Annotated in this window: 24 protein-coding genes; 20 read left to right on the forward strand and 4 right to left on the reverse strand. The window is 65.1% G+C overall.

Annotation, left to right across the window (positions count from 1 at the left end):
• Positions 1–38: 38 nt before the first annotated feature.
• The 9 genes from RM2_RS18685 to RM2_RS18725 all read left to right on the forward strand — a co-directional run bounded on the left by RM2_RS18685 (position 39) and on the right by RM2_RS18725 (position 8972).
• Entirely contained in the window at positions 39–464 is a 426-nt protein-coding gene (locus RM2_RS18685) for a TIGR02611 family protein (protein WP_072691038.1), read from the forward strand.
• Positions 465–558: 94 nt separating this feature from the next.
• On the forward strand, positions 559–2616 hold the full coding sequence (gene thrS, locus RM2_RS18690) for a threonine--tRNA ligase (protein ID WP_072691039.1): 2058 nt from the start codon (positions 559–561) through the stop codon (positions 2614–2616).
• A gap of 5 nt (positions 2617–2621) precedes the next feature.
• Positions 2622–3197: an ATP adenylyltransferase gene (locus RM2_RS18695; RefSeq protein ID WP_072691064.1), complete on the forward strand. Its 576-nt coding sequence runs from the start codon at positions 2622–2624 to the stop codon at positions 3195–3197.
• A gap of 78 nt (positions 3198–3275) precedes the next feature.
• Positions 3276–3941, forward strand: a complete 666-nt coding sequence (gene pgsA / locus RM2_RS18700; RefSeq protein WP_072691040.1) for a phosphatidylinositol phosphate synthase — start codon at positions 3276–3278, stop codon at positions 3939–3941.
• The gene (locus RM2_RS18705; RefSeq protein WP_072691041.1) at positions 3938–4840 is read left to right on the forward strand and encodes a phosphatidylinositol mannoside acyltransferase; all 903 of its coding nucleotides are present in this window, start codon (positions 3938–3940) and stop codon (positions 4838–4840) included. The genes pgsA and RM2_RS18705 overlap by 4 nt, the downstream gene beginning before the upstream one ends.
• The gene (locus RM2_RS18710) at positions 4837–5964 is read left to right on the forward strand and encodes a glycosyltransferase family 4 protein (RefSeq protein ID WP_072691042.1); all 1128 of its coding nucleotides are present in this window, start codon (positions 4837–4839) and stop codon (positions 5962–5964) included. The genes RM2_RS18705 and RM2_RS18710 overlap by 4 nt, the downstream gene beginning before the upstream one ends.
• On the forward strand, positions 5961–6983 hold the full coding sequence (locus RM2_RS18715; RefSeq protein ID WP_072691043.1) for an NUDIX hydrolase: 1023 nt from the start codon (positions 5961–5963) through the stop codon (positions 6981–6983). Before RM2_RS18710 ends, RM2_RS18715 begins: the two co-directional genes overlap by 4 nt.
• A 185-nt stretch (positions 6984–7168) precedes the next feature.
• The gene (gene pdxS, locus RM2_RS18720) at positions 7169–8071 is read left to right on the forward strand and encodes a pyridoxal 5'-phosphate synthase lyase subunit PdxS (protein ID WP_072691044.1); all 903 of its coding nucleotides are present in this window, start codon (positions 7169–7171) and stop codon (positions 8069–8071) included.
• Positions 8072–8150: 79 nt separating this feature from the next.
• Positions 8151–8972, forward strand: a complete 822-nt coding sequence (locus RM2_RS18725) for an acyl-CoA thioesterase (RefSeq protein WP_072691045.1) — start codon at positions 8151–8153, stop codon at positions 8970–8972.
• Between the two features lie 5 nt (positions 8973–8977).
• On the opposite strand, the gene RM2_RS18730 is transcribed toward RM2_RS18725, so the two are convergent.
• Positions 8978–9592, reverse strand: a complete 615-nt coding sequence (locus tag RM2_RS18730) for a nucleoside/nucleotide kinase family protein (RefSeq protein WP_072691046.1) — start codon at positions 9590–9592, stop codon at positions 8978–8980.
• Positions 9593–9657: 65 nt separating this feature from the next.
• Here RM2_RS18730 and RM2_RS18735 point away from each other — a divergent pair, with 65 nt between their 5' ends.
• Both RM2_RS18735 and pdxT read left to right on the forward strand, forming a co-directional pair.
• Positions 9658–10512, forward strand: a complete 855-nt coding sequence (locus tag RM2_RS18735; protein WP_072691047.1) for an acyl-CoA thioesterase — start codon at positions 9658–9660, stop codon at positions 10510–10512.
• Positions 10509–11117, forward strand: a complete 609-nt coding sequence (gene pdxT, locus RM2_RS18740) for a pyridoxal 5'-phosphate synthase glutaminase subunit PdxT (RefSeq protein ID WP_072691048.1) — start codon at positions 10509–10511, stop codon at positions 11115–11117. Before RM2_RS18735 ends, pdxT begins: the two co-directional genes overlap by 4 nt.
• On the opposite strand, the gene RM2_RS18745 is transcribed toward pdxT, so the two are convergent.
• Both RM2_RS18745 and RM2_RS18750 read right to left on the reverse strand, forming a co-directional pair.
• Positions 11114–12043: a hypothetical protein gene (locus tag RM2_RS18745; RefSeq protein ID WP_072691049.1), complete on the reverse strand. Its 930-nt coding sequence runs from the start codon at positions 12041–12043 to the stop codon at positions 11114–11116. The two genes, pdxT and RM2_RS18745, sit on opposite strands and share 4 nt — an antisense overlap.
• On the reverse strand, positions 12040–12396 hold the full coding sequence (locus tag RM2_RS18750) for a GntR family transcriptional regulator (protein WP_072691050.1): 357 nt from the start codon (positions 12394–12396) through the stop codon (positions 12040–12042). The genes RM2_RS18745 and RM2_RS18750 overlap by 4 nt, the downstream gene beginning before the upstream one ends.
• A 145-nt stretch (positions 12397–12541) precedes the next feature.
• Between RM2_RS18750 and RM2_RS18755 the strand changes: the two genes are divergently transcribed.
• The 9 genes from RM2_RS18755 (at position 12542) to RM2_RS18795 (ending at position 23602) form a co-directional block, all read left to right on the forward strand.
• On the forward strand, positions 12542–13294 hold the full coding sequence (locus RM2_RS18755) for a YebC/PmpR family DNA-binding transcriptional regulator (RefSeq protein WP_072691051.1): 753 nt from the start codon (positions 12542–12544) through the stop codon (positions 13292–13294).
• Positions 13295–13423: 129 nt separating this feature from the next.
• On the forward strand, positions 13424–13993 hold the full coding sequence (ruvC, locus tag RM2_RS18760; RefSeq protein WP_072691052.1) for a crossover junction endodeoxyribonuclease RuvC: 570 nt from the start codon (positions 13424–13426) through the stop codon (positions 13991–13993).
• A complete protein-coding gene (gene ruvA, locus RM2_RS18765) occupies positions 13990–14592 on the forward strand; it encodes a Holliday junction branch migration protein RuvA (protein WP_072691053.1) in 603 nt (200 codons plus the stop codon). Before ruvC ends, ruvA begins: the two co-directional genes overlap by 4 nt.
• The gene (gene ruvB, locus RM2_RS18770; RefSeq protein ID WP_072691054.1) at positions 14589–15725 is read left to right on the forward strand and encodes a Holliday junction branch migration DNA helicase RuvB; all 1137 of its coding nucleotides are present in this window, start codon (positions 14589–14591) and stop codon (positions 15723–15725) included. The genes ruvA and ruvB overlap by 4 nt, the downstream gene beginning before the upstream one ends.
• Positions 15726–15860: 135 nt before the next feature.
• A complete protein-coding gene (gene yajC / locus RM2_RS18775) occupies positions 15861–16223 on the forward strand; it encodes a preprotein translocase subunit YajC (protein WP_072691055.1) in 363 nt (120 codons plus the stop codon).
• Positions 16224–16370: 147 nt separating this feature from the next.
• Positions 16371–18071 carry a protein translocase subunit SecD gene (gene secD, locus RM2_RS18780; protein WP_072691056.1) on the forward strand — a complete coding sequence of 567 codons (1701 nt, stop codon included), beginning with the start codon at positions 16371–16373 and terminating at the stop codon, positions 18069–18071.
• Entirely contained in the window at positions 18068–19303 is a 1236-nt protein-coding gene (gene secF, locus RM2_RS18785) for a protein translocase subunit SecF (protein ID WP_072691057.1), read from the forward strand. The genes secD and secF overlap by 4 nt, the downstream gene beginning before the upstream one ends.
• A gap of 2 nt (positions 19304–19305) precedes the next feature.
• On the forward strand, positions 19306–21060 hold the full coding sequence (locus RM2_RS18790) for an ABC transporter substrate-binding protein (protein ID WP_072691058.1): 1755 nt from the start codon (positions 19306–19308) through the stop codon (positions 21058–21060).
• A gap of 166 nt (positions 21061–21226) precedes the next feature.
• Positions 21227–23602 (forward strand): RelA/SpoT family protein, encoded by a 2376-nt coding sequence (locus RM2_RS18795; RefSeq protein WP_072691059.1) that lies wholly within the window; start codon positions 21227–21229, stop codon positions 23600–23602.
• A gap of 77 nt (positions 23603–23679) precedes the next feature.
• Here the strand turns inward: RM2_RS18795 and RM2_RS18800 are convergent, their stop codons facing one another.
• Entirely contained in the window at positions 23680–24264 is a 585-nt protein-coding gene (locus RM2_RS18800) for a TetR/AcrR family transcriptional regulator (protein ID WP_072691065.1), read from the reverse strand.
• Positions 24265–24448: the final 184 nt, after the last annotated feature.

Below are 24448 nucleotides of genomic sequence, written 5' to 3' on the forward strand. Positions count from 1 at the left end.
CTGGCGGCAAAACTGGGCGGGGACCCGCGTTCGAGAAAGTGGATGACTCGGATTTGTCCCCGTTCCAAGAGGTGGAGGGGCGCTGGCACAGGTGGCGAGCGCACATCGCCGCCACACCGAGTCTCAACTTCGCGTATCGCGTCGCGGTGGGCGTGATCGGAACTCTGGTACTCGCAGCCGGCATCGTGGCGATTCCCTATCCGGGGCCGGGTTGGCTGATCGTGTTCACGGGACTCGGGATCCTTGCCTCCGAATTCGCGTGGGCCCATCGGCTGCTGCATTACGCGCGCAAACGCTATGACGAGTTCATTGACTGGTTCTTGCGAAAGTCGCTCGTAGTCAAGGGAGTAAGCGCGCTGCTGACGTGTGCCGTCGTACTGGCCACGCTGTGGCTGCTCGGAACCTTGCGTCTGCTCGGAACGTGGGTCGGTCTCGACTATTCATGGTTGGAGAGCCCGCTCTAACCGGACGCGTGGTTGGGTGCCAGTGCTGGGCCGATAGCATGGGCTGGCGTATTCACCATGTCTGCGCCGCACACCCACCTAGGAGAGCATCGCCGTGACCACCCCCGTACCTGTCGCCTCAGCAACCCTCGTCCGGGTGCCTGCGGGGACTACGGCCGGAACAGCGGTTCGGGAGGCCGGCTACCCGAGCAAGGGCCCGGATGTCGTCGTGGTGGTCCGCGACGGTGACGGGGAACTCAAGGATCTGTCCTGGGCCCCCGAGGTCGACGTCGACGTCGAACCGGTCGCGGCGGACACCGACGACGGCCGCAGCGTCATCCGACACTCGGCGGCCCACGTGCTCGCTCAAGCCGTCCAGCAGGAGTTCCCCGAGGCCAAGCTCGGCATCGGCCCGCCCATCAAGGACGGTTTCTACTACGACTTCGCTGTCGATCGCCCGTTCACTCCCGAGGATCTGGTACGTCTCGAGAAGCGGATGAAGAAGATCATCAAGGGATCGCAGCGCTTCTCGCGCCGTGTCGTCGAGTCGCTCGTTCAGGCGCGCGCCGAGTTGGCGGCGGAGCCCTTCAAGCTCGAACTGATCGACGACAAGTCGGGAATCGACGATCCGGAGATCATGGAGGTGGGCGGCAACGAGCTCACCATCTACGACAATCTGGATCCGCGGACCGGTGAGCAGATCTGGGGCGACCTGTGCCGTGGTCCGCACATTCCCACGACGAAGCACATCCCGGCGTTCAAGCTCACCCGTAGTTCCGCCGCGTATTGGCGCGGTAACCAGGACAATGCCGGTCTGCAGCGCATCTACGGCACTGCCTGGGAGTCGGCTGAGGCGCAGGATCGGCACCTCGAACTCCTCGCCGAGGCCGAGCGCCGCGACCACCGCAAGCTTGGGTCGGAGCTGGACCTGTTCAGCTTCCCGGACGAACTCGGCTCCGGTCTGCCCGTGTTCCATCCCAGGGGCGGCATCATTCGCATCGAGATGGAGGACTACTCACGTAAGCGCCACGTGGAGGAGGGGTATGAGTTCGTCAACACTCCCCACATCACGAAGGGTCACCTGTACGAGGTGTCGGGTCACCTAGACTGGTACCGCGACGGCATGTTCCCGGCGATGCACATCGACGAGGAACTGAACGAGGACGGCACCGTGCGCAAGCCGGGCCAGGACTACTACCTCAAGCCGATGAACTGCCCGATGCACAACTTGATCTTCCGGTCCCGCGGTCGGTCGTATCGCGAACTACCCATGCGGCTGTTCGAATTCGGCTCGGTGTACCGGTACGAGAAGTCGGGTGTCGTCCACGGACTCACCCGGGTGCGCGGCATGACGCAGGACGACGCGCACATCTACTGCACCCGCGAGCAGATGCACGACGAACTGACCACAGCCCTGCAGTTCGTTCTCGGTCTGTTGAAGGACTACGGCCTCGATGACTTCTACCTCGAGTTGTCGACCAAGAACCCGGACAAGTACGTCGGTGACGACGCGGTCTGGGAGGAAGCCACGGCGACGCTGGCTGAGGTTGCGGAGGCATCAGGGTTGAACTTTCTGCCGGACCCCGGGGGCGCCGCGTTCTACGGACCCAAAATCTCGGTGCAGGTGCAGGACGGACTGGGGCGCACGTGGCAGATGTCGACCATTCAACTCGACTTCAATCTGCCCGAGCGTTTCGACCTCGAATACACCGCAAGCGATGGCACCAAGCAACGTCCGGTGATGATCCATCGCGCACTGTTCGGCTCTATCGAACGGTTCTTCGGTGTGCTGACCGAGCACTATGCGGGTGCGTTCCCGGCCTGGCTCGCGCCAGTTCAGGTAGTGGGCATCCCGGTGGCGGAGACCTTCGCCGATCACCTCTTCGGCGTGGTCGATCAGCTGAAGGTGGCCGGAATCCGTGCGGAGGTCGACGCGAGCGACGACCGGATGCAGAAGAAGATCTTCAACAACACCGCTCAGAAGGTGCCGTTCATGCTCCTGGCGGGTGCCCGCGACGTGGAGGCGGGTGCTGTCAGCTTCCGTTTCCGCGACGGGAGCCAGATCAACTCGGTGCCGGTCGACGATGCGGTTCGTATCGTGATCGACTGGATTGCTCGCCGCGAGAACGCTTCGCCGACAGCGGAGTTGCTGCGACCCGGTGGGGAAGGGTGACTCGCATGGCCGGAGATGAAGACGTGAGTGCCGACGAATTGTCCGGCGGCGTGGGCCGTCTCGTCGACCGAGGCCCGGGAGAGCCGGATCACCTTCAGCGGATCTGGTCGCCGCACCGCATGTCGTACATCGCTGAGGCCCCGAAGTCGCGGGGAACCTCGAGCGAGCCGTTCATCGACATTCCGAAGATGGATGACGCGGAAGGGCTGATCGTGGCACGCGGAGAGCATGTGTACGCGGTGCTCAACCTGTACCCATACAACCCGGGGCACCTGATGGTCGTGCCCTATCGCAAGGTTGCCGCATTGGAAGACCTCACGCCGGAAGAGAGCGCCGAACTGATGTCGTTCACGCAACAGGCTCTGCGCGTGATCAAGCGGGTGTCGCGGCCGGACGGTTTCAACGTCGGCCTGAACCTGGGTGCGGCGGCCGGTGGCTCGCTCGCCGAACACTTGCACCAGCACATCGTTCCTCGATGGGGCGGCGACGCCAATTTCATCACGGTACTCGCCGGGGTCAAGGTCATGCCGCAGCTATTGCGGGAGACCAGAGAACTACTCGCGCAGGCCTGGAATGGGTGACCGATAGATGAAGAGCGTGCGAGTTCACAGACTTGCGCGTACGGGGTTCTGGCACGAGGTGAAAGACGGGGTGGAGAGGTGCTGAGCTTCTTCGGACGGGCGTCTGTGTCCAAGGTGACGGCACCATTGGGGAAGGCCCTGGTCAAGACTGGGCTCACCCCGGATTCCGTCACAATTATCGGCACCGTAGCGACAGTGGCCGGTGCGGTTACGCTATTTCCCAGCGGGCATTTGCTCTGGGGCGCGATCGTCATCTGGCTGTTCGTGATGTTCGACATGCTGGACGGAGCGATGGCCCGCGCCCGCGGCGGCGGAACCCGTTTCGGCGCGGTGCTCGACGCCACCTCCGACAGGGTGGCGGACGGTGCGATCTTTGCAGGTCTCGCCTGGTGGGCGGTGTATCACGAGAACAGTAAACCGCTGCTGGTCGCGACTCTCGTCTGCCTCGTCACCTCACAGGTGATCTCGTATGCGAAAGCGCGTGCCGAGGCGAGCGGCCTGTCTGCAGACGGTGGGCTCATCGAACGACCCGACCGACTGGTCATGGTGCTGGTCGGTGCGGGTGTGACGGGACTGGGCGTCCCGTGGGCGATTCACGTCGCCATGTGGTTGCTGTCCGTGGGGAGTGTGATTACCGTGTTTCAGCGAGTTCTTGCTGTTCGTGGGTCGGTTGGGGCACGGGACATTCTGCCCGTGCCGGCAACGGACACGACGTCCGAAGACGGACAGTCGGCCGCGCAATGAACGTCTCGGAGCGCCTGAGCGACCTGGGTTACGCGACTGGTTGGCGACTGGTACGTGCCCTGCCGGAGCGAGTGGCCGTGACCCTGTTCGACAGGGGAGCGGACTTCGCGGTCCGCAAGGGTGGGCCGGAGCAGTTGCGCCGGAACCTCGGCCGCGTCCTGGGCGTGCCTGCGGAGGAGGTACCGGATTCGCTCGTGAAGGCGTCGGTTCGGTCCTACGCGCGTTACTGGCGCGAGGCGTTCCGGCTTCCGTCGATGGACCTCGTGAAGACCGGTGCCGCCCTCGACGCCCTCGTCGAGGGGAAGGAGTACCTCGATGCCGCGAAGGCGAACGGCAAAGGGGCGGTGGTGGCACTCCCGCACAGCGGCAACTGGGACATGGGAGGGGTGTGGTGCGTGCAGCACTGGGGTGCCCTGTCCACTGTCGCCGAGAGGCTGAAGCCTGAATCGCTGTACCGACGTTTCGTGGACTACCGGGAGGGTCTCGGATTCGAGATATTCCCGCTCAGCGGGGGGGAGCACCCTCCATTCGCCGAACTTTCGGCGCGCTTGCAGGACAACACGATTGTCTGCCTCCTCGGTGAACGAGATCTGGCAAGGAAGGGCGTACCCGTCACCTTCTTCGGTGAGCCGACGCGCATGCCGGCCGGTCCGGCCAAGCTCGCGATCGACACCGGAGCGCCGCTGATGTCCGCGCACTGCTGGTTCACGGACGATGGGTGGGGATTCCGGATCGATCCGCCCGTCGACACCACGGCAGGCGTGGCCGCGGCCACACAGGCACTGGCGGAACGGTTCGAGACCAACATTGCGGCCCACCCAGAGGACTGGCACATGCTTCAGCCGCTGTGGCTCCGCGATCTCTCGCAGGGCAGGCGCTCGCGCATGGAGAATTCGTGAAGATCGGAATGGTCTGCCCGTACTCGCTCGATGTCCCGGGCGGAGTGCAGGCTCACGTCGTGGACCTCGCGCAGGTGCTGATCGAGCGCGGGCACAAGGTGAGCGTCTTGGCCCCGGCCTCCGACGACGTCGACCTGCCCGACTTCGTCGTCTCCGCCGGTCGGGCGCTCGCCATCCCGTACAACGGGTCGGTGGCCCGGCTGAGTTTCGGCCCGGTCGCCAGCGCCCGGGTCAGGCGCTGGATCTCCGACAACAACTTCGACGTCCTGCATATCCACGAGCCCAACGCGCCGAGCCTGTCTATGCTCGCACTCCGTGTGGCCGAGGGTCCGATTGTGGCCACCTTCCACACCTCGACCACGAAGTCGTTGGTGCTGAGCACGTTCCAGTCGGTGCTTCAGCCGTATCTGGAGAAGATCAGTGGGCGGATCGCGGTATCGGAACTGGCGCGTCGGTGGCAGGTGGAGTCGCTCGGTTCCGACGCGGTCGAGATCCCCAACGGAGTCGACGTCCAGGCGTTCGCCAATGCCGAACCGCTGCCCGGATATCCGCGTGCCGGGCGCACCGTCCTGTTCCTCGGACGGTATGACGAGCCACGCAAGGGCATGGAAGTGCTGCTGCGGGCGCTGCCGACGCTGGTGGAGAAGTATGCCGACCTCGAGGTGCTGGTGGTCGGCCGCGGCGACGTGGACAAATTGCGCCGCGAGGCTGGGCCCCTGTTCGGGTACTTGCGTCTCCTCGGCCAGGTCGACGACGCGGAGAAGGCTTCCGCATTGCGGAGCGCCGACGTGTACTGCGCGCCCAACCTCGGCGGTGAGAGCTTCGGAATCGTGCTCGTGGAGGCGATGTCCGCCGGGTCGGCGGTTGTGGCGAGCGAACTGGATGCGTTCCGCCGGGTCCTGCGGGACGGACAGGCCGGCGTGCTGGTACCGGTCGGTGACGCTGCGGCGCTCGCCGCAGGGATCGACGCTGTGCTGGGCGACCCCGAGCGCCGCGCCGCGATCGTCGATGTCGGCCGAGCCGTGGTCAGTGAATACGACTGGCCGGTGGTGGCCGAGCAGATCCTGCGCGTATACGAGACGGTCACCGTAGGCCGCGACAGCGTCCGGGAGGTCGGCTCGTGACGTTTTCCGCCCTCACGATCCTGGTTCTCGCTCTCGCAGTAGCCGTCGTGCTTGCCGTGGGGCTGTGGGCATATGGAACGGCCAATCGACTCGACCGTCTGCACGTCCGCTCCGACCTGTGCTGGCAGGCCCTCGACGCGGCACTCGCCCGACGGGCCGTGGTCGTGCGGGCAGCGGTGGCGGCGTTGGATCCACCCGAGGGCCGGTCCCTCGCGGCGCTTGCCGCCCGGGCAGAACGGTCCGACAGGGTCGAACGAGAAGTCGCCGAGAACGCGTTGTCGAGCGCGCTGTCCTCCCTCGACCTGGAGAACCTGCGACCGCAATTGGTAGCCGAACTGGCAGACGCCGAGGCCAGGGTGCTGATCGCCCGCCGGTTCCACAACGACGCCGTCCGTGACACCCTGGCACTGCGGACGCGCCGACCGGTTCGATGGCTGCATCTGGGTGGCATGGCCCCCTTGCCCACGTATTTCGAGATCACCGAACGGTCGTCCGCTGCCGCGGTCACCGAGGGCCTGGCGCTCGATTCGGTGAGGACGTCCGCCAGGGTGGTCCTGCTGGACGACCAGGGTCGGGTTCTGCTGCTCAGAGGGCACGATCCGACCGTTCCTGACGTCTACTACTGGTTCACCGTCGGCGGTGCCGTCGAACAGGGGGAGAACCTGCGCGCCGCGGCGGTGCGGGAGATCGCCGAGGAGACCGGGCACATCGCTTCCGCCGATTCGCTACGCGGACCGATGTGGCGTCGGGTGGCAATTTTCTCCTGGAACGGTCAGCTCATCCGCTCGGAGGAGTTGTTCTTCGCCCTACGCGCAGGCAGATTCGATGCGCACCGCGATGGTTTCACCGAATTCGAGGAACGCACGATAACCGGCCACCGGTGGTGCACTGCGGACGCAATCCGCGAACTGGCCGCATCAGGTGAGCCCGTTTACCCGCACGATCTGGCGGATCTGCTGGACGAGGCGGGCGCGGTCGCCTCGTCCACGGACGATCCCGAGGTGCGCGCGATAACGTGAGCAACGCTCGCGCGGTCCGGAGAAAGCCAGCAAAAGCCGACTGGCTACGGAACGGCGCGACCCGTCGTCCTAGAATCAGGTAATGCAGCGTGAATCTCGTCCTGCACGCATGCCGTCATCGAAGTCAATCGTCATAGAAGTCAATCGTCATCGAAGTCCACCAAGGCCCCAACCAGGAGACCGCTGTGAGCACCCCCGACACCACTCCCACCACCGGTACGGCGCGCGTCAAACGCGGCATGGCCGAGATGCTGAAGGGCGGGGTCATCATGGATGTCGTCACCCCCGACCAGGCGAAGGTCGCCGAGGATGCAGGTGCCGTGGCGGTCATGGCACTCGAGCGTGTTCCCGCGGACATTCGCGCCCAGGGCGGCGTCTCCCGGATGAGCGACCCGGACATGATCGACCGCATCATCTCCGCTGTGTCCATCCCGGTGATGGCCAAGGCTCGCATCGGTCACTTCGTCGAGGCGCAGATCCTGCAGTCGCTCGGTGTCGACTACATCGACGAGTCCGAGGTTCTCACCCCCGCCGACTACGCCAACCACATCGACAAGTGGGAGTTCACCATCCCCTTCGTGTGTGGCGCCACCAATCTCGGTGAGGCACTGCGCCGGATCACCGAGGGTGCGGCGATGATCCGATCCAAGGGTGAGGCGGGCACCGGCGACGTGTCCAACGCCACCACCCACATGCGCACGATCGGCGGCGAGATCCGCCGGTTGACCTCACTGAGCGCGGACGAACTGTACGTGGCGGCCAAGGAATTGCAGGCCCCCTACGATCTAGTTGTCGAGGTCGCGAAGGCAGGCAAGTTGCCGGTCACCATGTTCACCGCCGGCGGAATCGCGACCCCGGCTGACGCGGCGATGATGATGCAACTGGGCGCCGAGGGCGTTTTCGTCGGCTCCGGCATCTTCAAGTCCGACAACCCTGCCGAGCGGGCTGTGGCGATCGTGAAGGCCACCACGTTCTTCGATGACCCGGATGTGCTCGCGAAGGTTTCCCGCGGGCTAGGTGAGGCGATGGTCGGCATCAACGTCGACGACATCCCCGTCCCGCACCGCCTTGCCGAGCGCGGCTGGTGACACCCGCGATCATCGCGTGATTCGAAGGCTCTTACCGGTGTGAGAGTGTCAGTGGAACGAGCATGGGAAGAGGTCACGGATGGCGACGATCGAAGAGATTCTCGAAGTGGAATACCTCGAGGAGAACATCTTTCGAGGAATCGCGACCGAGACCACACTTCCCCGGACGTTCGGTGGGCAGGTGGCCGGTCAGGCGCTGGTCTCTGCCGTCCGCACCGTCGATCCGCTATTCTCGGTGCATTCGCTCCACGGTTACTTCCTGCGCCCCGGCAAGCCCACGATGCCGATTGTGTACCTCGTGGACCGGATCCGGGACGGTCGGTCGTTCGTCACCAGGCGGGTCAGTGCAGTGCAGGACGGCCAGGCGATCTTCACCATGTCGGCGTCGTTTCAGGTTGCAGACGAGGGCATCGAGCACCAGGACGAGATGCCCGTGGTCCCGCCGCCGGACATGTTGCCGTTCGCCCGCGACTCCGAGGACCCTGCGATTGCGTGGCTGGCCCGTGAATGGTCGGATTGGGACATCCGGATGGTCGGGGATGGCGAGATCGACCGTCGTTCCGGCGCCGCCGCTCAGCAGCAGGTGTGGTTCCGCTCCCGCAGGGCGCTACCCGACGACCCCGTCTTCCACGTGTGTGCGCTGGCCTACATGAGCGATATGACGCTCCTCGGCGCATCGAAGGTGCCGCACCCCGGCGTGGTGACGCAGTCCGCGTCGCTCGATCACGCATTGTGGTTTCTGCGCCCGTTCCGGGCGGATGAGTGGTTGCTGTACGACCAGACGTCGCCGTCCGCCGGGTTCGGCCGAGCGCTGGCTCAAGGGCGGATCTTCGATCGGGCGGGAAACCTGGTCGCGGCTGTGGTGCAGGAGGGGTTGACGCGGTTCCTCCGCACTGACTGACGGCCTCAGTGGGAGACGCGCACCGCGGGCTTCGACGGATGGTCGTAGCGCACTAGCAGGTCCGGTGCTTCCGTGATGTCGGCATTGCGGCGCAGTAGCGCATCGACGGTCCAGTGCCGGTCGGGCGGGGTGTGGCGCCGCAAAGCCGCCTCACTGAGGTGGAGTTGCACGGTGACATCGAAACCGAGGTCCCGGCCGAGCAGCATCGGGCCGGTCACCAGAATCACCTGCTCGTCAGCGGCGGGTACCCGGGCGCAGCGGGCGGACCGGTCCCGGGCCTCGTCCCACAGGCGCGGCAACCACCTGCGGTTCGTGCGGACGGACTGCACCACCTCGCGCCGAAGAGCGTCGTAGTCGAACCACCGGGTGCGGTAGGCGAGTTCGTCGTCGCGTCCGTGCTCGAACCGAAGCGATGCGGGCCGGACGTAGTCGTGGACTGACACGACACCACAAGGCCGCCCCCGCTCCCGCAGGGACGCGCACACCGCATCGGCCAGGGGGATCGGGTGCGCAGCGTCCGGTGCGTCGATCGCGACGACGGCGATGTCGTCCACCGCCAGGCAGCGTTCGGTGACGAGTGCGGCGAGACCGTCCGGGCTCGTCGGTGTGAACATCGTCATGGCACCTATGGTGCCTCGAGGCCGACGACGGCAGATAACCTTGAACAGGCACAAAAGGAGGGCACATGGCGAGCATCGGGGACATTCTCGAACTCGAGAAGCTGGAGAAGGACATCTTCCGCGGCGCTGTTCATCCGTCGGTTCTCGAGCGGACCTTCGGTGGTCAGGTTGCGGGTCAGTCGTTGGTCTCCGCAGTGCGTACCGTCGACGAGGAATTCCGGGTCCATTCCCTGCACGGGTACTTCTTGCGCCCGGGAAATCCGTCGGCGCCCACGGTGTACCTGGTCGACCGGATTCGCGACGGCCGGTCCTTCTGCACCAGGCACGTCACCGGCATCCAGGACGGCAACGCGATCTTTACCATGTCGGCTTCGTTTCACACCGCGGACACCGGGATAGAGCACCACGTCACGATGCCGTCCGCGCCCGAACCCGAAGAACTCGTCGACGCGCAGACCATCGAGGAATTCGCCGCCACCGAGCTCTACCAGGAATGGAAGGATTGGGACGTCCGGATCGTTCCGGCCGATTCCACCGACAGGATTCCGGGTATCGCCGCCCAGCAGCGCGTGTGGATGCGCTACCGCGAAAAGCTTCCGGATGATCCGGTCTTCCATGTCTGCACTCTGGCCTACCTCAGCGACATGACGCTTCTCGGCGCCTCGAAGGTGCCGCACCGCGGCGTGGTGACGCAGACTGCGTCTCTGGACCACGCGATGTGGTTCCTGCGCCCCTTCCGCGCCGACGAGTGGTTGCTCTACGACCAGACGTCGCCGTCTGCGGGCTTCGGTCGCGCCCTCACCCAGGGACGGATGTTCGACCGGAAGGGTTCGATGGTCGCCGCCGTCGTTCAGGAGGGATTGACCCGCGGTCAGCGTGATCAGGGTAGGCGCGGCATCGAGACGGGAAACCTCGCATGACCCGCCCCCTCGTCGGAGTGCTTGCCCTGCAGGGCGATGTTCGTGAACACCTGGCTGCACTGAATGATTCGGGCGCCGACGCCGTGGGTGTCCGTCGCCCGGAGGAGCTCGGGAAGATCGACGGCCTGGTCATTCCAGGCGGGGAGTCGACGACGATGAGCAAGCTGCTGCAGATTTTCGAACTCCTTGAACCGCTGCAGGAGCGCCTGCGCGACGGGTTGCCTGCCTACGGGTCCTGTGCCGGAATGATCCTGCTCGCGAGCAAGATCCTCGACACACGACCCGACGCGCAACACCTCGGGGCGATCGATATGACGGTGCGGCGCAATGCCTTCGGTCGTCAGGTCGATTCCTTCGAATCCGACCTCGATTTCGACGGCATCGTGGGCGATCCGCTGCGCGCCGTCTTCATCCGGGCTCCCTGGGTCGAGCGGGTCGGCAACGACGTCCAGGTTCTCGCCCGCGTGCCCGAGTCGGGTGGCGCGGCCGCCGGACGGATCGTGGCGGTGCGGCAGGGCCTTGCAATGGCCACGTCATTCCACCCCGAGGTGACGGGGGACCGTCGGGTGCACGAGTTGTTCGTCGACATCGTTCGTGAGGCCTAGCTCGCAGGGCGTGGCGTTACCAGGGTATTGAGCAGGGCAGCGCCCTGTTCGGCGGCGTCGACGGTGACTGCGAAACGGCGGCCGTCGGTGCGGGTCAACACAATTCCCTCACCGCCACGGATCACGACGGCGGTCCCTCGTGGCGTGAACCGATAACCCCAGCCGCCCCAATCCCCGGGCCGGACCACGGTCACCTGCGCCTCAGTGATGGAATCGAGTGGGATCCTCCGCCATCGCACATTCCACGAGGACACGCTCAGGCCCCCGCGGTCGATCTGCACGGTTACCGAAGCGAACGCGCCACCGATTACGGCGAGGACGAGGAACGCGGCGACTAGCCAGATGGCTCCGAGTAGTGCGGACACGACGGCAGCCAAGGCCATCGTCAGGGCGAGAGTCGCCGCCCACCGGCCGCGGGCGTAGCCGATCCAGGCTGCGCGCTCGTCGGGCGTCAGCGGGACAGGCAACGTCGGTGCGGGCCCGTACCGCGCGGTGCGCGGCGACCGAAGGAGCAGGGCGAACATAGCTATTGCCCAAAGGATTCCGCCGACTACGGGAACAAGGAACCACCAGCTGAGCGTTGCGGCTTCTGGGGAGCCGGCATTCAGAGTCGCTGCGACGCTGACGATCCACACCGACGCTGCTGTCCACCCGGCGAGAGCGCTCGCGAAGAGCCAGGGTACGTGGTCGGTGTGAACCTGTGCGGCCACGACACCGGCGATCACCGTAGCACCGGCGCAGACGGCGAGTGCGATCCAGAAATAGGTAACGGTGTCGCTGAATCGATCGGGTTCGATGCCGGACCAGTGGCTGGCCACCACGGGCGGAAGTTCGCTACCCCAAGCGAGTCTCGCAATCACCAGCGCGAGGAGAGGTAACGCCGTGCCCGCGGCGGCAGCCAATTTGCGCGTACGGGAAATCGTCATCGTTGCGTCATCTCCTTTATCACGTCGAGCATTTGGTCGGTGTCGAGTCCGAGGCGTCTCGCCTCGGACACGAAGGCGCGCGCGGCTTCGGTCAATCGTGTGCGAACCGGGTCCGTGTCGGTGCGGACGACTGCGCCTCGGCCCCGGCGGAGGTCGATCAGGCCCTCGTCGCGCAGTGCTGCATAGGCGCGCAACACTGTATGGAGGTTGACGTCGATGGACTCGGCCAGCGCCCGGGCAGAGGGGAGGCGGTCTCCCGCACCGATCTCGCCGCGCATGAACGCGCCACGCACGTTTGCGGCGATCTGCTCACCCAATGGCGTGGTGGAGCTGTGGTCGACCCGCATCAACATGTGTGCATTATATGCAAACAATGAGTGGACATGCAAGCCTGTTGCGGCAGGATCGCGCGGGAGCGACCGGGCTGCGGGTAGCATCGTCAAAGCTGAAACCGCGCATTCGGCGTGCCAAAAGCAGCAGGAAAGGGGCTTGAATCGCATGAGCGGCCACTCCAAATGGGCCACCACCAAGCACAAGAAGGCTGTGATCGATGCCAAGCGTGGCAAAGCCTTTGCGAAGCTGATCAAGAACATCGAGGTGGCGGCCCGTACCGGCGGCGGCGACCCTGTGGGAAATCCCACCCTGTACGACGCCATCCAGAAGGCGAAGAAGACGTCGGTCCCGAACGACAACATCGAACGCGCGCGCAAGCGCGGCGCCGGTGAGGAAGCGGGCGGCGCCGACTGGCAGACCATCATGTACGAGGGCTACGGCCCGAATGGTGTCGCCGTCCTCATCGAGTGCCTGACGGACAACCGCAACCGGGCGGCCGGTGAGGTTCGTACCGCAATGACCCGCAACGGCGGGAACATGGCCGACCCCGGCTCCGTGTCCTACCTGTTCACCCGCAAGGGTGTCGTCACCCTAGAGAAGAGTGACCAGTCCGAAGATGACGTACTGATGGCGGTCCTCGATGCAGGTGCGGAAGAGGTCACCGATCTCGGCGACACACTCGAGGTCGTGAGCGAGCCCACCGACCTCGTCGCCGTCCGTAGTGCTCTGCAGGAGGCTGGAATCGACTACGACTCCGCCGAGGCGGACTTCCGCGCTTCCGTCGAGGTTCCGGTCGACGTCGACGGCGCTCGAAAGGTCTTCAAGCTCGTCGATGCACTCGAGGAGTCCGACGACGTGCAGAACGTCTATACCAACGTCGACCTGTCCGACGAGGTCCTTGCGGAACTCGACGACTGATTGAACGACGCACGGCGGGGTGTGGAGGCGGGCTCGCCCGCCCGTGGTCCTGCGTGTTGGTGCGCCGACTCGTCCGACCCCGCCGCTAAGCTATCGAACAGTTGTTCGGCATCGGAGAGGTGGCTTTGCGTGCGTGTGCTGGGTGTGGATCCCGGTCTGACCCGGTGCGGGTTCGGCGTGGTCGACGGCGGAAGTGGTCGTACCGTCACTGCCGTGGCTGTCGACGTGGTCCGAACTCCGACAGACCTGGAGTTGTCGTCCCGGTTGCTGAGGATCTCCGAGGCGGCCGATGAGTGGATCGATCTGTACCGACCAGAGGTGGTCGCGGTCGAGCGGGTGTTCTCCCAGCACAACGTACGCACCGCTATGGGCACGGCCCAGGCCGGCGGCGTCGTGGCCCTCGCCGCCGCGCGCCGCGGCATCTCCGTGTGCTTCCATACCCCCAGTGAAGTGAAGGCGGCGGTCACAGGCAGCGGTTCGGCCGACAAAGCCCAGGTGACCGCCATGGTGACGCGAATTCTCAAGTTGTCTGCCGCGCCCAAGCCCGCCGACGCGGCAGATGCACTGGCGTTGGCGATTTGCCACTGCTGGCGGGCGCCGATGATCGAACGCATGGCCCGCGCCGAGGCCGCGGCAGCCGAGCAGAAACGCCGCTACCAGGCCCGGCTGGCTGAGCTCAAGAAGGCAGGTCCAACATGATCGCGTCCGTCCGCGGCGAGGTGCTCGAGATCGCCCTCGACCATGCGGTGATCGAATCCGGAGGAGTGGGATACCGCGTCAATGCGACGCCGGCGACCCTCGGCGGCCTGTATCGCGGAACCGAGGCCCGACTGGTCACAGCGATGATCGTGCGCGAGGACTCGATGACGCTTTATGGGTTCCCCGATGCCGAGTCCAAGGATCTGTTCGGGCTCCTGCAGACCGTTTCGGGTGTCGGCCCCCGCCTGGCCATGGCCACCCTCGCCGTGCTCGAACCCGAAGCCCTGCGGGCGGCGCTGGCCGAAGGCAACGTCTCGGCGCTCACCAGGGTGCCCGGTATAGGTAAACGCGGCGCTGAGCGGATGGTTGTCGAACTGCGCGACAAGGTCGAGGTGGCCGCGTCCACCTCCGGGGCCGTGCCGTTCGGCGGGAACGGGAGCGGGTCGGTTCGCGACCAGATCGTCGAGGCCCTGATCGGACTCGGCTTCCCGGCCAAGCAGGCCGAACAGGCTACGGATTCCGTCCTCGCCGAAACGCCTGAGTCGACCACTTCGTCGGCGCTGCGTTCAGCACTCTCGCTTCTCGGGAAGACGAGATGAATCTCGAACCCAGGGAAGACACGGAAGACTACGACGAGGAATCGGCGGTCTCTGCCGAACTCGTCAGCGGCGACGGCGACATCGAATCGAGTTTGCGGCCGAAGAGCCTCCACGATTTCATCGGGCAGCCTCGCGTGCGGGAACAGTTGCAACTGGTGCTCACCGGAGCCAAAATGCGCGGTGGCACACCCGACCACATCCTGCTGTCGGGACCGCCGGGTCTGGGCAAGACCAGCATGGCGATGATCATTGCCGCCGAACTGGACTCCTCGCTCAGGCTGACGTCGGGGCCGGCGCTCGAACGCGCGGGCGACCTGGCTGCGATGCTCAGCAACCTCGTCGAGGGCGACGTGCTGTTCATCGACGAGATTCATCGCATCGCCCGTCCCGCCGAGGAGATGCTGTACCTCGCGATGGAGGACTTCCGGGTCGACGTCGTGGTCGGCAAGGGCCCCGGCGCCACCTCGATCCCACTGGAAGTTGCGCCGTTCACACTGGTCGGCGCCACGACACGCTCAGGCGCGCTGACCGGGCCCCTGCGCGATCGTTTCGGTTTCACCGCACACATGGATTTCTACGAACCCGCAGAACTGCGGCAGATCCTCATGCGCTCGGCGGGCATCCTCGGAGTGCAACTGGGTGAGGAGGCGGGCGCCGAGATCGCCCGCCGGTCCCGGGGCACGCCCCGTATCGCGAACCGCCTGCTCCGCCGGGTTCGGGACTACGCGGAAGTCCGAGCGGATGGCGTCGTCACCTGTGGGATCGCCCGCGCGGCCCTTGCGGTGTATGATGTCGACCAGTTGGGCCTGGACCGACTTGATCGGTCTGTTCTCAGCGCTCTGGTGCGAAGTTTCGGCGGCGGACCGGTTGGTGTTTCCACTCTCGCCGTAGCCGTCGGTGAAGAGCCGGCCACCGTCGAAGAGGTTTGTGAGCCCTTCCTGGTGCGAGCCGGGATGATCGCTCGAACGCCGCGCGGACGTGTCGCCACCGCGGCCGCATGGATCCAGTTGGGGCTCACGCCTCCACCGGACGCGGTAACGGGGGGAATCGAAGTCCGGGTCAATGAACCTCAGTCCGCATTGTTCGATCCAGAAGTGTTCGATCCAGAAATGTTCGATCCGGGGGGCGCATGATCAGGTGGGCGAAATGCCCGCATCGTGCCCGCCCGAACCGCTGTTTGGCCCGGTAATGGCACACTGGTGTCCTGCATCGGCCCAACCGGGGCCAATGCTAACGACCGTTCGACATACCTCGAGGTTGACTGACTGATGGATTTTCTCTTCCCGCTCCTGATTCTGGCGCTGCTCGTCCCGATGTTCCTGGGGATCCGCCGACAGAAGAAGGAGGCGGCAAAGACGACCGCTCTCCAGGATTCACTCTCGGTGGGAGACCGCGTTCTCACGACCTCAGGTCTGCACGGAATGGTCGTCGGTTTGAACGACGAAACGATCGAACTCGAGATCGCTCCCGGTGTGGTCACCACGTGGTCGCGACTGGTCGTCCGCGAGCGGATCGTGGACGCTCCGATTTCGGATGCCGAACCGATCGAGCACGAGTCGATCGAGGCCGATACCCGGGGCGACGACCGTGGGAACGACAAGGGCAATACGCCTCGGTTGCGCAAGGATTGATTGGCGCAATCGTCGCGAATTGATTGGCGCAATCGTCGCGTCGACGGCGCGCCGGACCGACAGCCGGGGCCGAACCCCGAGTTCGCCGACTTGGCTTGCTCCGAACGTTCCCACTCGAACTGTACGTACTGAGGAGACATAGAGATCGTGGCACCTTCCACAGGATCGGTGCATCCCGTCCGCTCCCTCACCGTTTTCGCGGTGCTCGTGGCGGTTCTGTATGCCCTGGTGTTCTTCACCGGTGACAAATCCACTACACCCAAGCTGGGCATCGACCTGCAAGGTGGAACCCGAGTCACCCTCACCGCACGCACCCCGGACGGCAGTAACCCGACACCGGACAGCCTGCGGCAAGCACAGGAGATCATCGAGAGCCGGGTGAACGGTCTCGGAGTCTCAGGCTCAGAGGTAGTCATCGACGGCGACAACCTCGTCATCACCGTCCCCGGCGACGACAGCGCCCAGGCTCGCTCATTGGGCCAGACAGCGCGGCTGTACATACGTCCGGTCCAGACGTCCCAGGTTGCGGCTGGTCCCGGGGCTCAGGCACCGGCCGGGGAGGCTCCACCCGGAACCGAGGCACCGGCGGACGCGGGGGCGCCGGACGGAACCGATGCACCGGCACCGCAGAACCGGCCGTTCCCGGCGCAGGATCCGTCTGCACCACCAGCACCAGCACCGACTCCGACGACGGAACCGGCACCAGCCGGGACCGACGGAGCTGATACCTCTGAAGCTGCAGACGAGATCGCGGCCGCCCGGGCTACGCGCCAGAGCACTGACCCGGCTGTCCAGCAGCAGGCCATGGCCACCCTCGACTGCTCGGTGCCGGATCCTCTCCGCGGCAACGACGACCCGGCACTGCCGCTGGTCGCGTGTTCCACCGAGGGCGATGCGGTGTACCTGCTCGACCCGGCGATCATCGACGGCCAGGAGATCGACGACGCGTCGGCCGGGTACAACCCCCAGCAGTCGCGGTACGAGGTGAGCCTGACGTTCAAGTCGTCGGGCAGCAGTACGTGGGCCACGTTCACCTCGCAGAACATCGGCAGGCAGGCTGCCTTCACGCTCGACTCGAAGGTGGTCAGCGCACCCGTCATTCAGGGCGCCACCCCCGCCGGTAGTGCGACGTCCATCACCGGTTCGTTCACCCCGGAAGGGGCTAACGAACTTGCGAACACGCTCAAGTACGGTTCGCTGCCGCTGTCGTTCGCGTCCTCGGAGGCCGAGACCGTGTCGGCGACGCTGGGTCTCGCTTCGCTGCAGGCCGGTCTCATCGCGGGGCTCGTCGGCCTGATCCTCGTTCTGCTCTACTGCCTGCTTTATTATCGGATGCTCGGTGTGCTCACCGCGCTGTCACTGGTGCTCTCCGGCGTCATGGTCTACGCGATCATGGTGCTGCTCGGCCGGTACATCAACTTCACTCTCGACCTCGCGGGCATCGCCGGTCTGATCATCGGTATCGGGATGACGGCCGACTCGTTCGTGGTCTTCTTCGAGAGAATCAAGGACGAGATGCGGGAAGGGCGCAGTTTCCGGTCCGCGGTTCCCCGTGGCTGGGCACGCGCACGTCGTACCATCCTCTCCGGTAACGCGGTCAGCTTCATTGCCGCCGCGGTGCTGTACGCCCTCGCGATCGGCCAGGTGCGCGGCTTCGCGTTCACCCTCGGCCTGACCACTGTTCTCGACGTCGTGGTCGTGTTCCTGGTGACGTGGCCGCTGGTCCATCTGGCTTCGAGGTCAGCGTTCTGGTCCAAGCCGAGGGTCAACGGGTTGGGTGCGGTGCAGCAGATCGCCAAGGAACGCAAGGCTGCCGCAACGGCAGCGGCGAAGGAGTCACGAGTATGAGCGAATCGACCACGTCGTCCCGGTCTTCAGCCCAGACGGCCTCCGACCCTTCGCTGTCCGATTCGGGTGTCGACCAGGCGTCACTGCCACATCACAGCCTGCTGTCGCGGCTCTACACCGGAACCGGTGCGTTCGAGGTGATCGGTCGCCGACGCTTCTACTACCTCTTGACCGGCTCGATCGTGATGATCTCGCTCCTGAGCATCCTCATCCGCGGGTTCACCCTGGGTATCGATTTCGAGGGTGGCTCCCGAGTCCAGTTCCCCGTCGGAGACGGCGTGGAGACCTCGCAGGTCGAGAGAGTGTATTCCGACGCGCTGGGGATGGATGCCGTCTCGGTGCAGACCGTGGGCTCGGGCTCGGGTGCAACGGTGCTCATCCGCTCCGAGACGCTCGATACGGCCCAGGTCGCGACACTGCAGGACGCGTTGTTCGACCAGTTCCAACCCACGGACAGCGACGGCACGGTCAGCAGGAACGTGATCAGCGTCGCCGAGGTCAGCGAGACGTGGGGCGGCCAGATCACCGAGAAGGCTCTGATCGCGCTGCTGGTGTTCCTGGTGATCGTCAGCGTGTATATCGCAGTCCGGTTCGAGCGCGACATGGCGATCGCCGCCATCGCCGCGTTGTTCTTCGACATCGCCGTCACCGCCGGCGTGTATTCACTGATCGGCTTCGAGGTGACCCCGGCGACCATCATCGGTCTGCTCACAATTCTCGGTTTCTCGCTCTACGATTCCGTGGTGGTGTTCGACAAGGTCGAGGAGAACACGCGGGGCATCCTGCACCTGACCCGGCGCACCTACGCCGAGCAGGCGAACCTGGGGGTCAACCAGACGCTGATGCGGTCGATCAACACGACCTTGATCAGCGTGCTGCCTGTGATCTCGCTGATGGTGGTCGCGGTGTGGATGCTCGGAGTCGGAACGCTGAAGGACCTGGCGTTGGTGCAGCTCGTCGGAATCATCGTCGGCTCGTACTCGTCGATTTTCTTCGCGACGCCGTTGCTGGTGACCCTCAAGGAGCGATGGGGACCCGTGGCCGCCCACACACGTAAGGTGCTCGCTCGCCGGGCAACTCAGGAAGACGAGAGATTGGCGAGGGTCGACGTCACGGCGGGCGCGAGCCTGGCATCCGCGTCTTCCGCGGGTGTCCCGCGGCGCCGGACTGCGGCAACCGCGCCCGCACCGGGTTCACGTCCCACCGGAAAGCAAAACAAGAAGAGGCACTGACATTGCCCGAAACGCACAACACCCGTCATGGTGTGCCCGTCCGATCCGGCAGGACTGCGGCCGTAACCGGTGCCGGTCTTGTCGCCACGGCCCTCCTTGCCGGGTTGCTCGTCGGGTGTTCGGAGGAGGGTGAGCAGATTCCGTCGATCGGTTACGCGATCGACAACACCGTCACTACGTACAACGCCAACAGTGCGGCGGGCGCAGTCTCGGGTGCGCGCCAAGCATTTGCGCGGGTGCTGCCGGGCTTCACCTACACGGGGCCGGAGGGTGGATCGGTGGCCGATACCGACATCGGTACGGCCAACCTGATGCCCGGTGAATCTCTCACGGTTCGGTACGAGTTGAACCCGGACTCTGTGTACTCCGACGGTGTCCCGACGTCCTGCGACGATCTCGTGCTGGCGTGGGCGGCGAACAGTGGCCGCTTCACCCGCCCGAACGACGAGGGCGCGATGGTCCCGATGTTCGATGCGGCGAGCACCGCCGGCTACTCCGACATCGACCGGATCGACTGCCGGACCGGGGCGAAGGACGCCGTGGTCACCTTCAAACCGGGCCGGAATGTCATCGACTGGAAGTCGTTGTTCGGCGCGACGGAGATGATGCCGGCTCACGTCGTCGCCGGCGCCACTGGAATATTCGACATTGTTTCTGCAGTGCAGAATTCGGACAATGTGGCCATGGCCCGCGTTGCGGACTTCTGGAACGGCGCATGGACGATGACGCCAGGGAACCTCGATCTCAGCCTGTTTCCGGCATCCGGACCCTACAAGATCGAATCCTTCTCTGCGGAGGACGGTCTCGTGCTCGTCGCCAATGATCGCTGGTGGGGGAACCGCCCCGCCACGTCCCGGATTGTGGTGTGGCCCAAGGTTTCCGATGTGAGATCGAAGGTCGCAGATGGCTCGGTCGAGGTTCTCGACGTCGCTACGGGATCGGTGCCGGATGTGAATTTCGATGGCTTCGACGTGACGGAAGTGCCCTCTTTCAGCGTCGAGCAGTTCATCCTGTCCACGGCCGGCGTGTTCGAGGACCCGGCCGGGCGACGGGCGTTCGCACTGTGCCTGCCCCGCGAGGAGATGGCGTCGAAGTTCGGCGTTGCATCGGGTCCGGGAGGGACCGGGGGACCGGCCGACACGCGCTTTACCCCCCCGGGCAGCCTCGTCTACCGATCGGCAGCAGATGCCGAGGGCGGCCGATACAAGAGGCCGGACACGCAGGCATCTGCTGCAGCACTGGCCGAAATCGACAACCCGCCGGCGAGCGTGCGCATCGGGTATCTGGGGCCCGATCCACGGCGCGCCGCGATCGTGGCGGACGTGGCGGCCGCGTGCGCCCCGGCGGGGATCACCGTGCAGGACGCCGGATCGCCCGATTTCACGCCGTTCATGCTGCGTGACGGTCAGGTGGATGCGGTGCTCGCAGGTACCGCCTCCGCTCCCGGTGCGGCGGGTACCGCGGCAGACACGACGGCGATGTACGCCTTGCGCAGCGGTATCGGATCGAACTTCGGGAACTACGCTAACGGCAGGATCGACGAGATAGTCGACCAACTTGCGGTCGACAGTTCGATCGCCGACCAGCTTGCGCTGTCGACGGAGGCGGAGAACATCCTGTGGTCGGAAATGCCGACGGTGCCGTTGTTCCACCAGCCGCGCACCATCGCCTTCGAGTCAGGCATGCAAGCGGGATCGGCGAATCCGACACGCTCAGGGGCCGGCTGGAACATGGACAGGTGGATTTTTCGCAGGTGACCGAGCCTGCCCGCACATGTCGCGCCGGCACCAGGCCCAACCGGTGGGCCGGGTGACTTCCGAGTACTAATGTTGTGGCTGGTGGCGTCACACCGTCGCCGGGGCACTTGTGTGAGACCAATCAGGCTCGCAGGGCCCGAGTCATTCAGTGGTAGGAGGTGACGGCATGACTTCGAATCTTGATCGGTCGCAGAACACGGATTCAACCTCGTCGACGCAGTCCGATGCCGAGTCACCTGCAGCGAATCCGGCTTCCGGTGACAATCGCGGAGCGCAGGGAGCCGCCGTTCCCGCTTCTGCATCTCGCCGGGTGCGGGCGCGACTTGCCAGGCGGATCACGGGGCAGCGGAACACGACCGTCCGTCCGGTTCTCGAACCCCTCGTCAGCCTGCATCGGGAGCTTTACCCCAAAGCCGACCTCGCGGTCCTGCAGCGCGCCTACGACGTCGCCGAGGAGCGGCATGCCGACCAGCGACGCAAGTCGGGCGATCCGTACATTACGCATCCACTCGCCGTGGCCAGCATCCTCGCCGAGCTGGGGATGGACACGATCACCCTGGTTGCGGCCCTTTTACACGACACCATCGAAGACACCGGGTATTCCCTCGAACAGCTGACCGCAGAGTTCGGCGAAGAGGTGGCGCACCTCGTCGACGGGGTCACCAAACTCGACAAGGTGGTACTGGGCAACGCCGCCGAGGGCGAGACCATCCGCAAAATGATCATCGCGATGGCCCGCGACCCCCGTGTACTCGTGATCAAGGTGGCCGATCGGCTTCACAACATGCGAACCATGCGGTTCCTGCCGCCCGAGAAACAGGCACGCAAGGCCCGCGAAACCCTCGAAGTGATCGCGCCTCTCGCGCACCGACTGGGCATGGCGACCGTGAAATGGGAACTAGAGGATCTGTCGTTCGCGATCCTGCATCCCAAGAAGTACGAGGAGATCGTGCGACTGGTCGCAGACCGCGCACCCTCACGGGACACCTACCTTGCTAAGGTGCGCGCGGAAATCAACGCGACTCTGACGGCGTCGCGCATCAACGCGATCGTCGAGGGCAGGCCGAAGCACTACTGGTCGATCTACCAGAAGATGATCGTCAAGGGCCGCGACTTCGACGACATCCACGACCTCGTCGGCGTGCGGATCTTGTGCGACGAGGTCCGCGACTGCTACGCGGCAGTCGGTGTGGTCCACTCGCTGTGGCAGCCGATGGCGGGCAGGTTCAAGGACTACATCGCTCAGCCGCGCTACGGCGTCTACCAATCCCTGCACACCACGGTCGTCGGACCGGAGGGTAAACCACTCGAGGTGCAGATTCGCACCCATGACATGCACCGGACCGCGGAGTTCGGCATCGCGGCACACTGGCGGTACAAGGAGTCCAAGGGTAAACATTCGGGCGACGTCGCCGAAGCCGACGACATGGCGTGGATGCGCCAATTGCTGGACTGGCAGCGTGAGGCCGCCGATCCGGGGGAGTTCCTCGAATCTCTCCGCTACGACCTTGCGGTCAAGGAGATCTTCGTCTTCACACCCAAGGGCGACGTGATCACGCTGCCCACGGGGTCGACACCCGTCGATTTCGCATATGCCGTGCACACCGAGGTCGGACACCGTTGTATCGGTGCGCGGGTCAACGGTCGGCTGGTGGCGCTCGAGCGCAAACTCGAGAACGGTGAGGTGGTGGATGTCTTCACGTCCAAGGCCGTCAACGCGGGCCCCAGTCGCGACTGGCAGATGTTCGTCGTCTCGCCGAGGGCCAAGACGAAGATCCGGCAGTGGTTTGCCAAGGAACGACGCGAAGAGGCGCTCGAGACAGGCAAGGATGCGATTGCCAAGGAAGTCCGGCGAGTGGGTCTGCCACTGCAGCGCCTGATGAACGCCGAATTGGTGTCGGCCATCGCACACGAACTGCACTACACCGACGTGTCGATGCTCTACACCGCTGTCGGCGAGAGCCACGTGTCGGCGCAGCACGTAGTGCAACGTCTGGTGGCACATCTCGGGGGTGTCGGCGACGTCGAGGAGGAACTGGCCGAGAGGTCCACTCCGTCCAGCATCGCGATGCGCCCGCGGAGTACCGGTGATGCCGGCGTGCTCGTTCCCGGGGCCGAAGGCACGGTCGCGAAGCTGGCGAAATGCTGTACGCCCGTGCCCGGCGACGAGATCATGGGCTTCGTGACCAGGGGCGGGGTAGTCAGTGTGCACCGCACCGACTGCACCAATGCCGGGTCCCTACAGTTGCAGTCCGAGCGCATCATCGAGGTCGAATGGGCGCCCTCGACCGAGTCGGTGTTCCTGGTAGCCATTCAGATCGAAGCACTCGACCGGCACCGCCTGCTCTCGGACGTGACGAAGGCGATCGCGGACGAGAAAGTCAACATCTTGTCGGCGTCGGTCACCACATCCGGTGACCGTGTCGCGGTCAGTAAGTTCACGTTCGAGATGGGCGACCCGAAGCACCTCGGTCATGTCCTCAGCGTCGTCCGCAACGTCGAGGGTGTCTATGACGTGTACCGCGTGACCTCCGCGGGCTGACGGCTCGCGGGAGCATGCTCCCGCGAGGTAGTGCGCGCTCGATTCGACGAAAGTTCTTCGACTCCGGCGGAACTCCGTCAAGCGCTGATCCCCGCAGTGAGGATGGTGGCCAGTTCCCGGTAGGCGAGGGCGTCGTCGAGTCCGGTGGCCTCTCGTACACCGCGTTGCTGGATCCGCACCATCATCACGGCGACGAGATCTGCGGCGAAGGCAGCGTGCACCCCCCGGAAGTCGCCGCAAGCGACGCCGTCGGCGATCAATTGCTGCACTCGACCGGCTGCGATCTTCGTGTTCTGCTCATAGACCACGCGGGCTGGCGGGCAGGCGTCGAGGTCGGTCATGAACTGGTCGGACGCCGGGGAGAGGGCGGAGCCGACTGCAGACAGATACTCGGTGATCCGTTCGCGGGCACCGGAGATCGCCGCGATGTGAGTTTCGACGTCCTCGGTGGCGCGACGGAAGAAATGCACGGTGGCCGCGCGGACGAGTTGTTCCTTGCTGCGGGCCAAGGTGTACAACGTCGACTTCGAACACCGCAGCCGTGACGCGACGTCGTCGAGTGTCAGATGCGCGAATCCTTCGGACAGAAACAGATCTACCAACGCGTCGAAGAGCTCGGTGCGCCGACGGGTCGCGAATCCGGGTCTGATCGGCTGTTCCATGTCGCAAATAGTACTGACGGACTCCTTGCAGTACCATTCCGGCGACCGCACTGTGGACCGCAATTCAGCGGTAGGTAGCGAGGAACCCCGGCCGTTCAGGGTCGGGAGGAATCGCGTCACTGTGCGGGGCCGTTTCTTGTTTTCGATGTAGTCCTTGACGATCGACAGGGGCGCACCGACGGTA

It is taken from the genome of Rhodococcus marinonascens NBRC 14363, assembly GCF_001894885.1.
Lineage (GTDB): Bacteria > Actinomycetota > Actinomycetes > Mycobacteriales > Mycobacteriaceae > Rhodococcus_F > Rhodococcus_F marinonascens.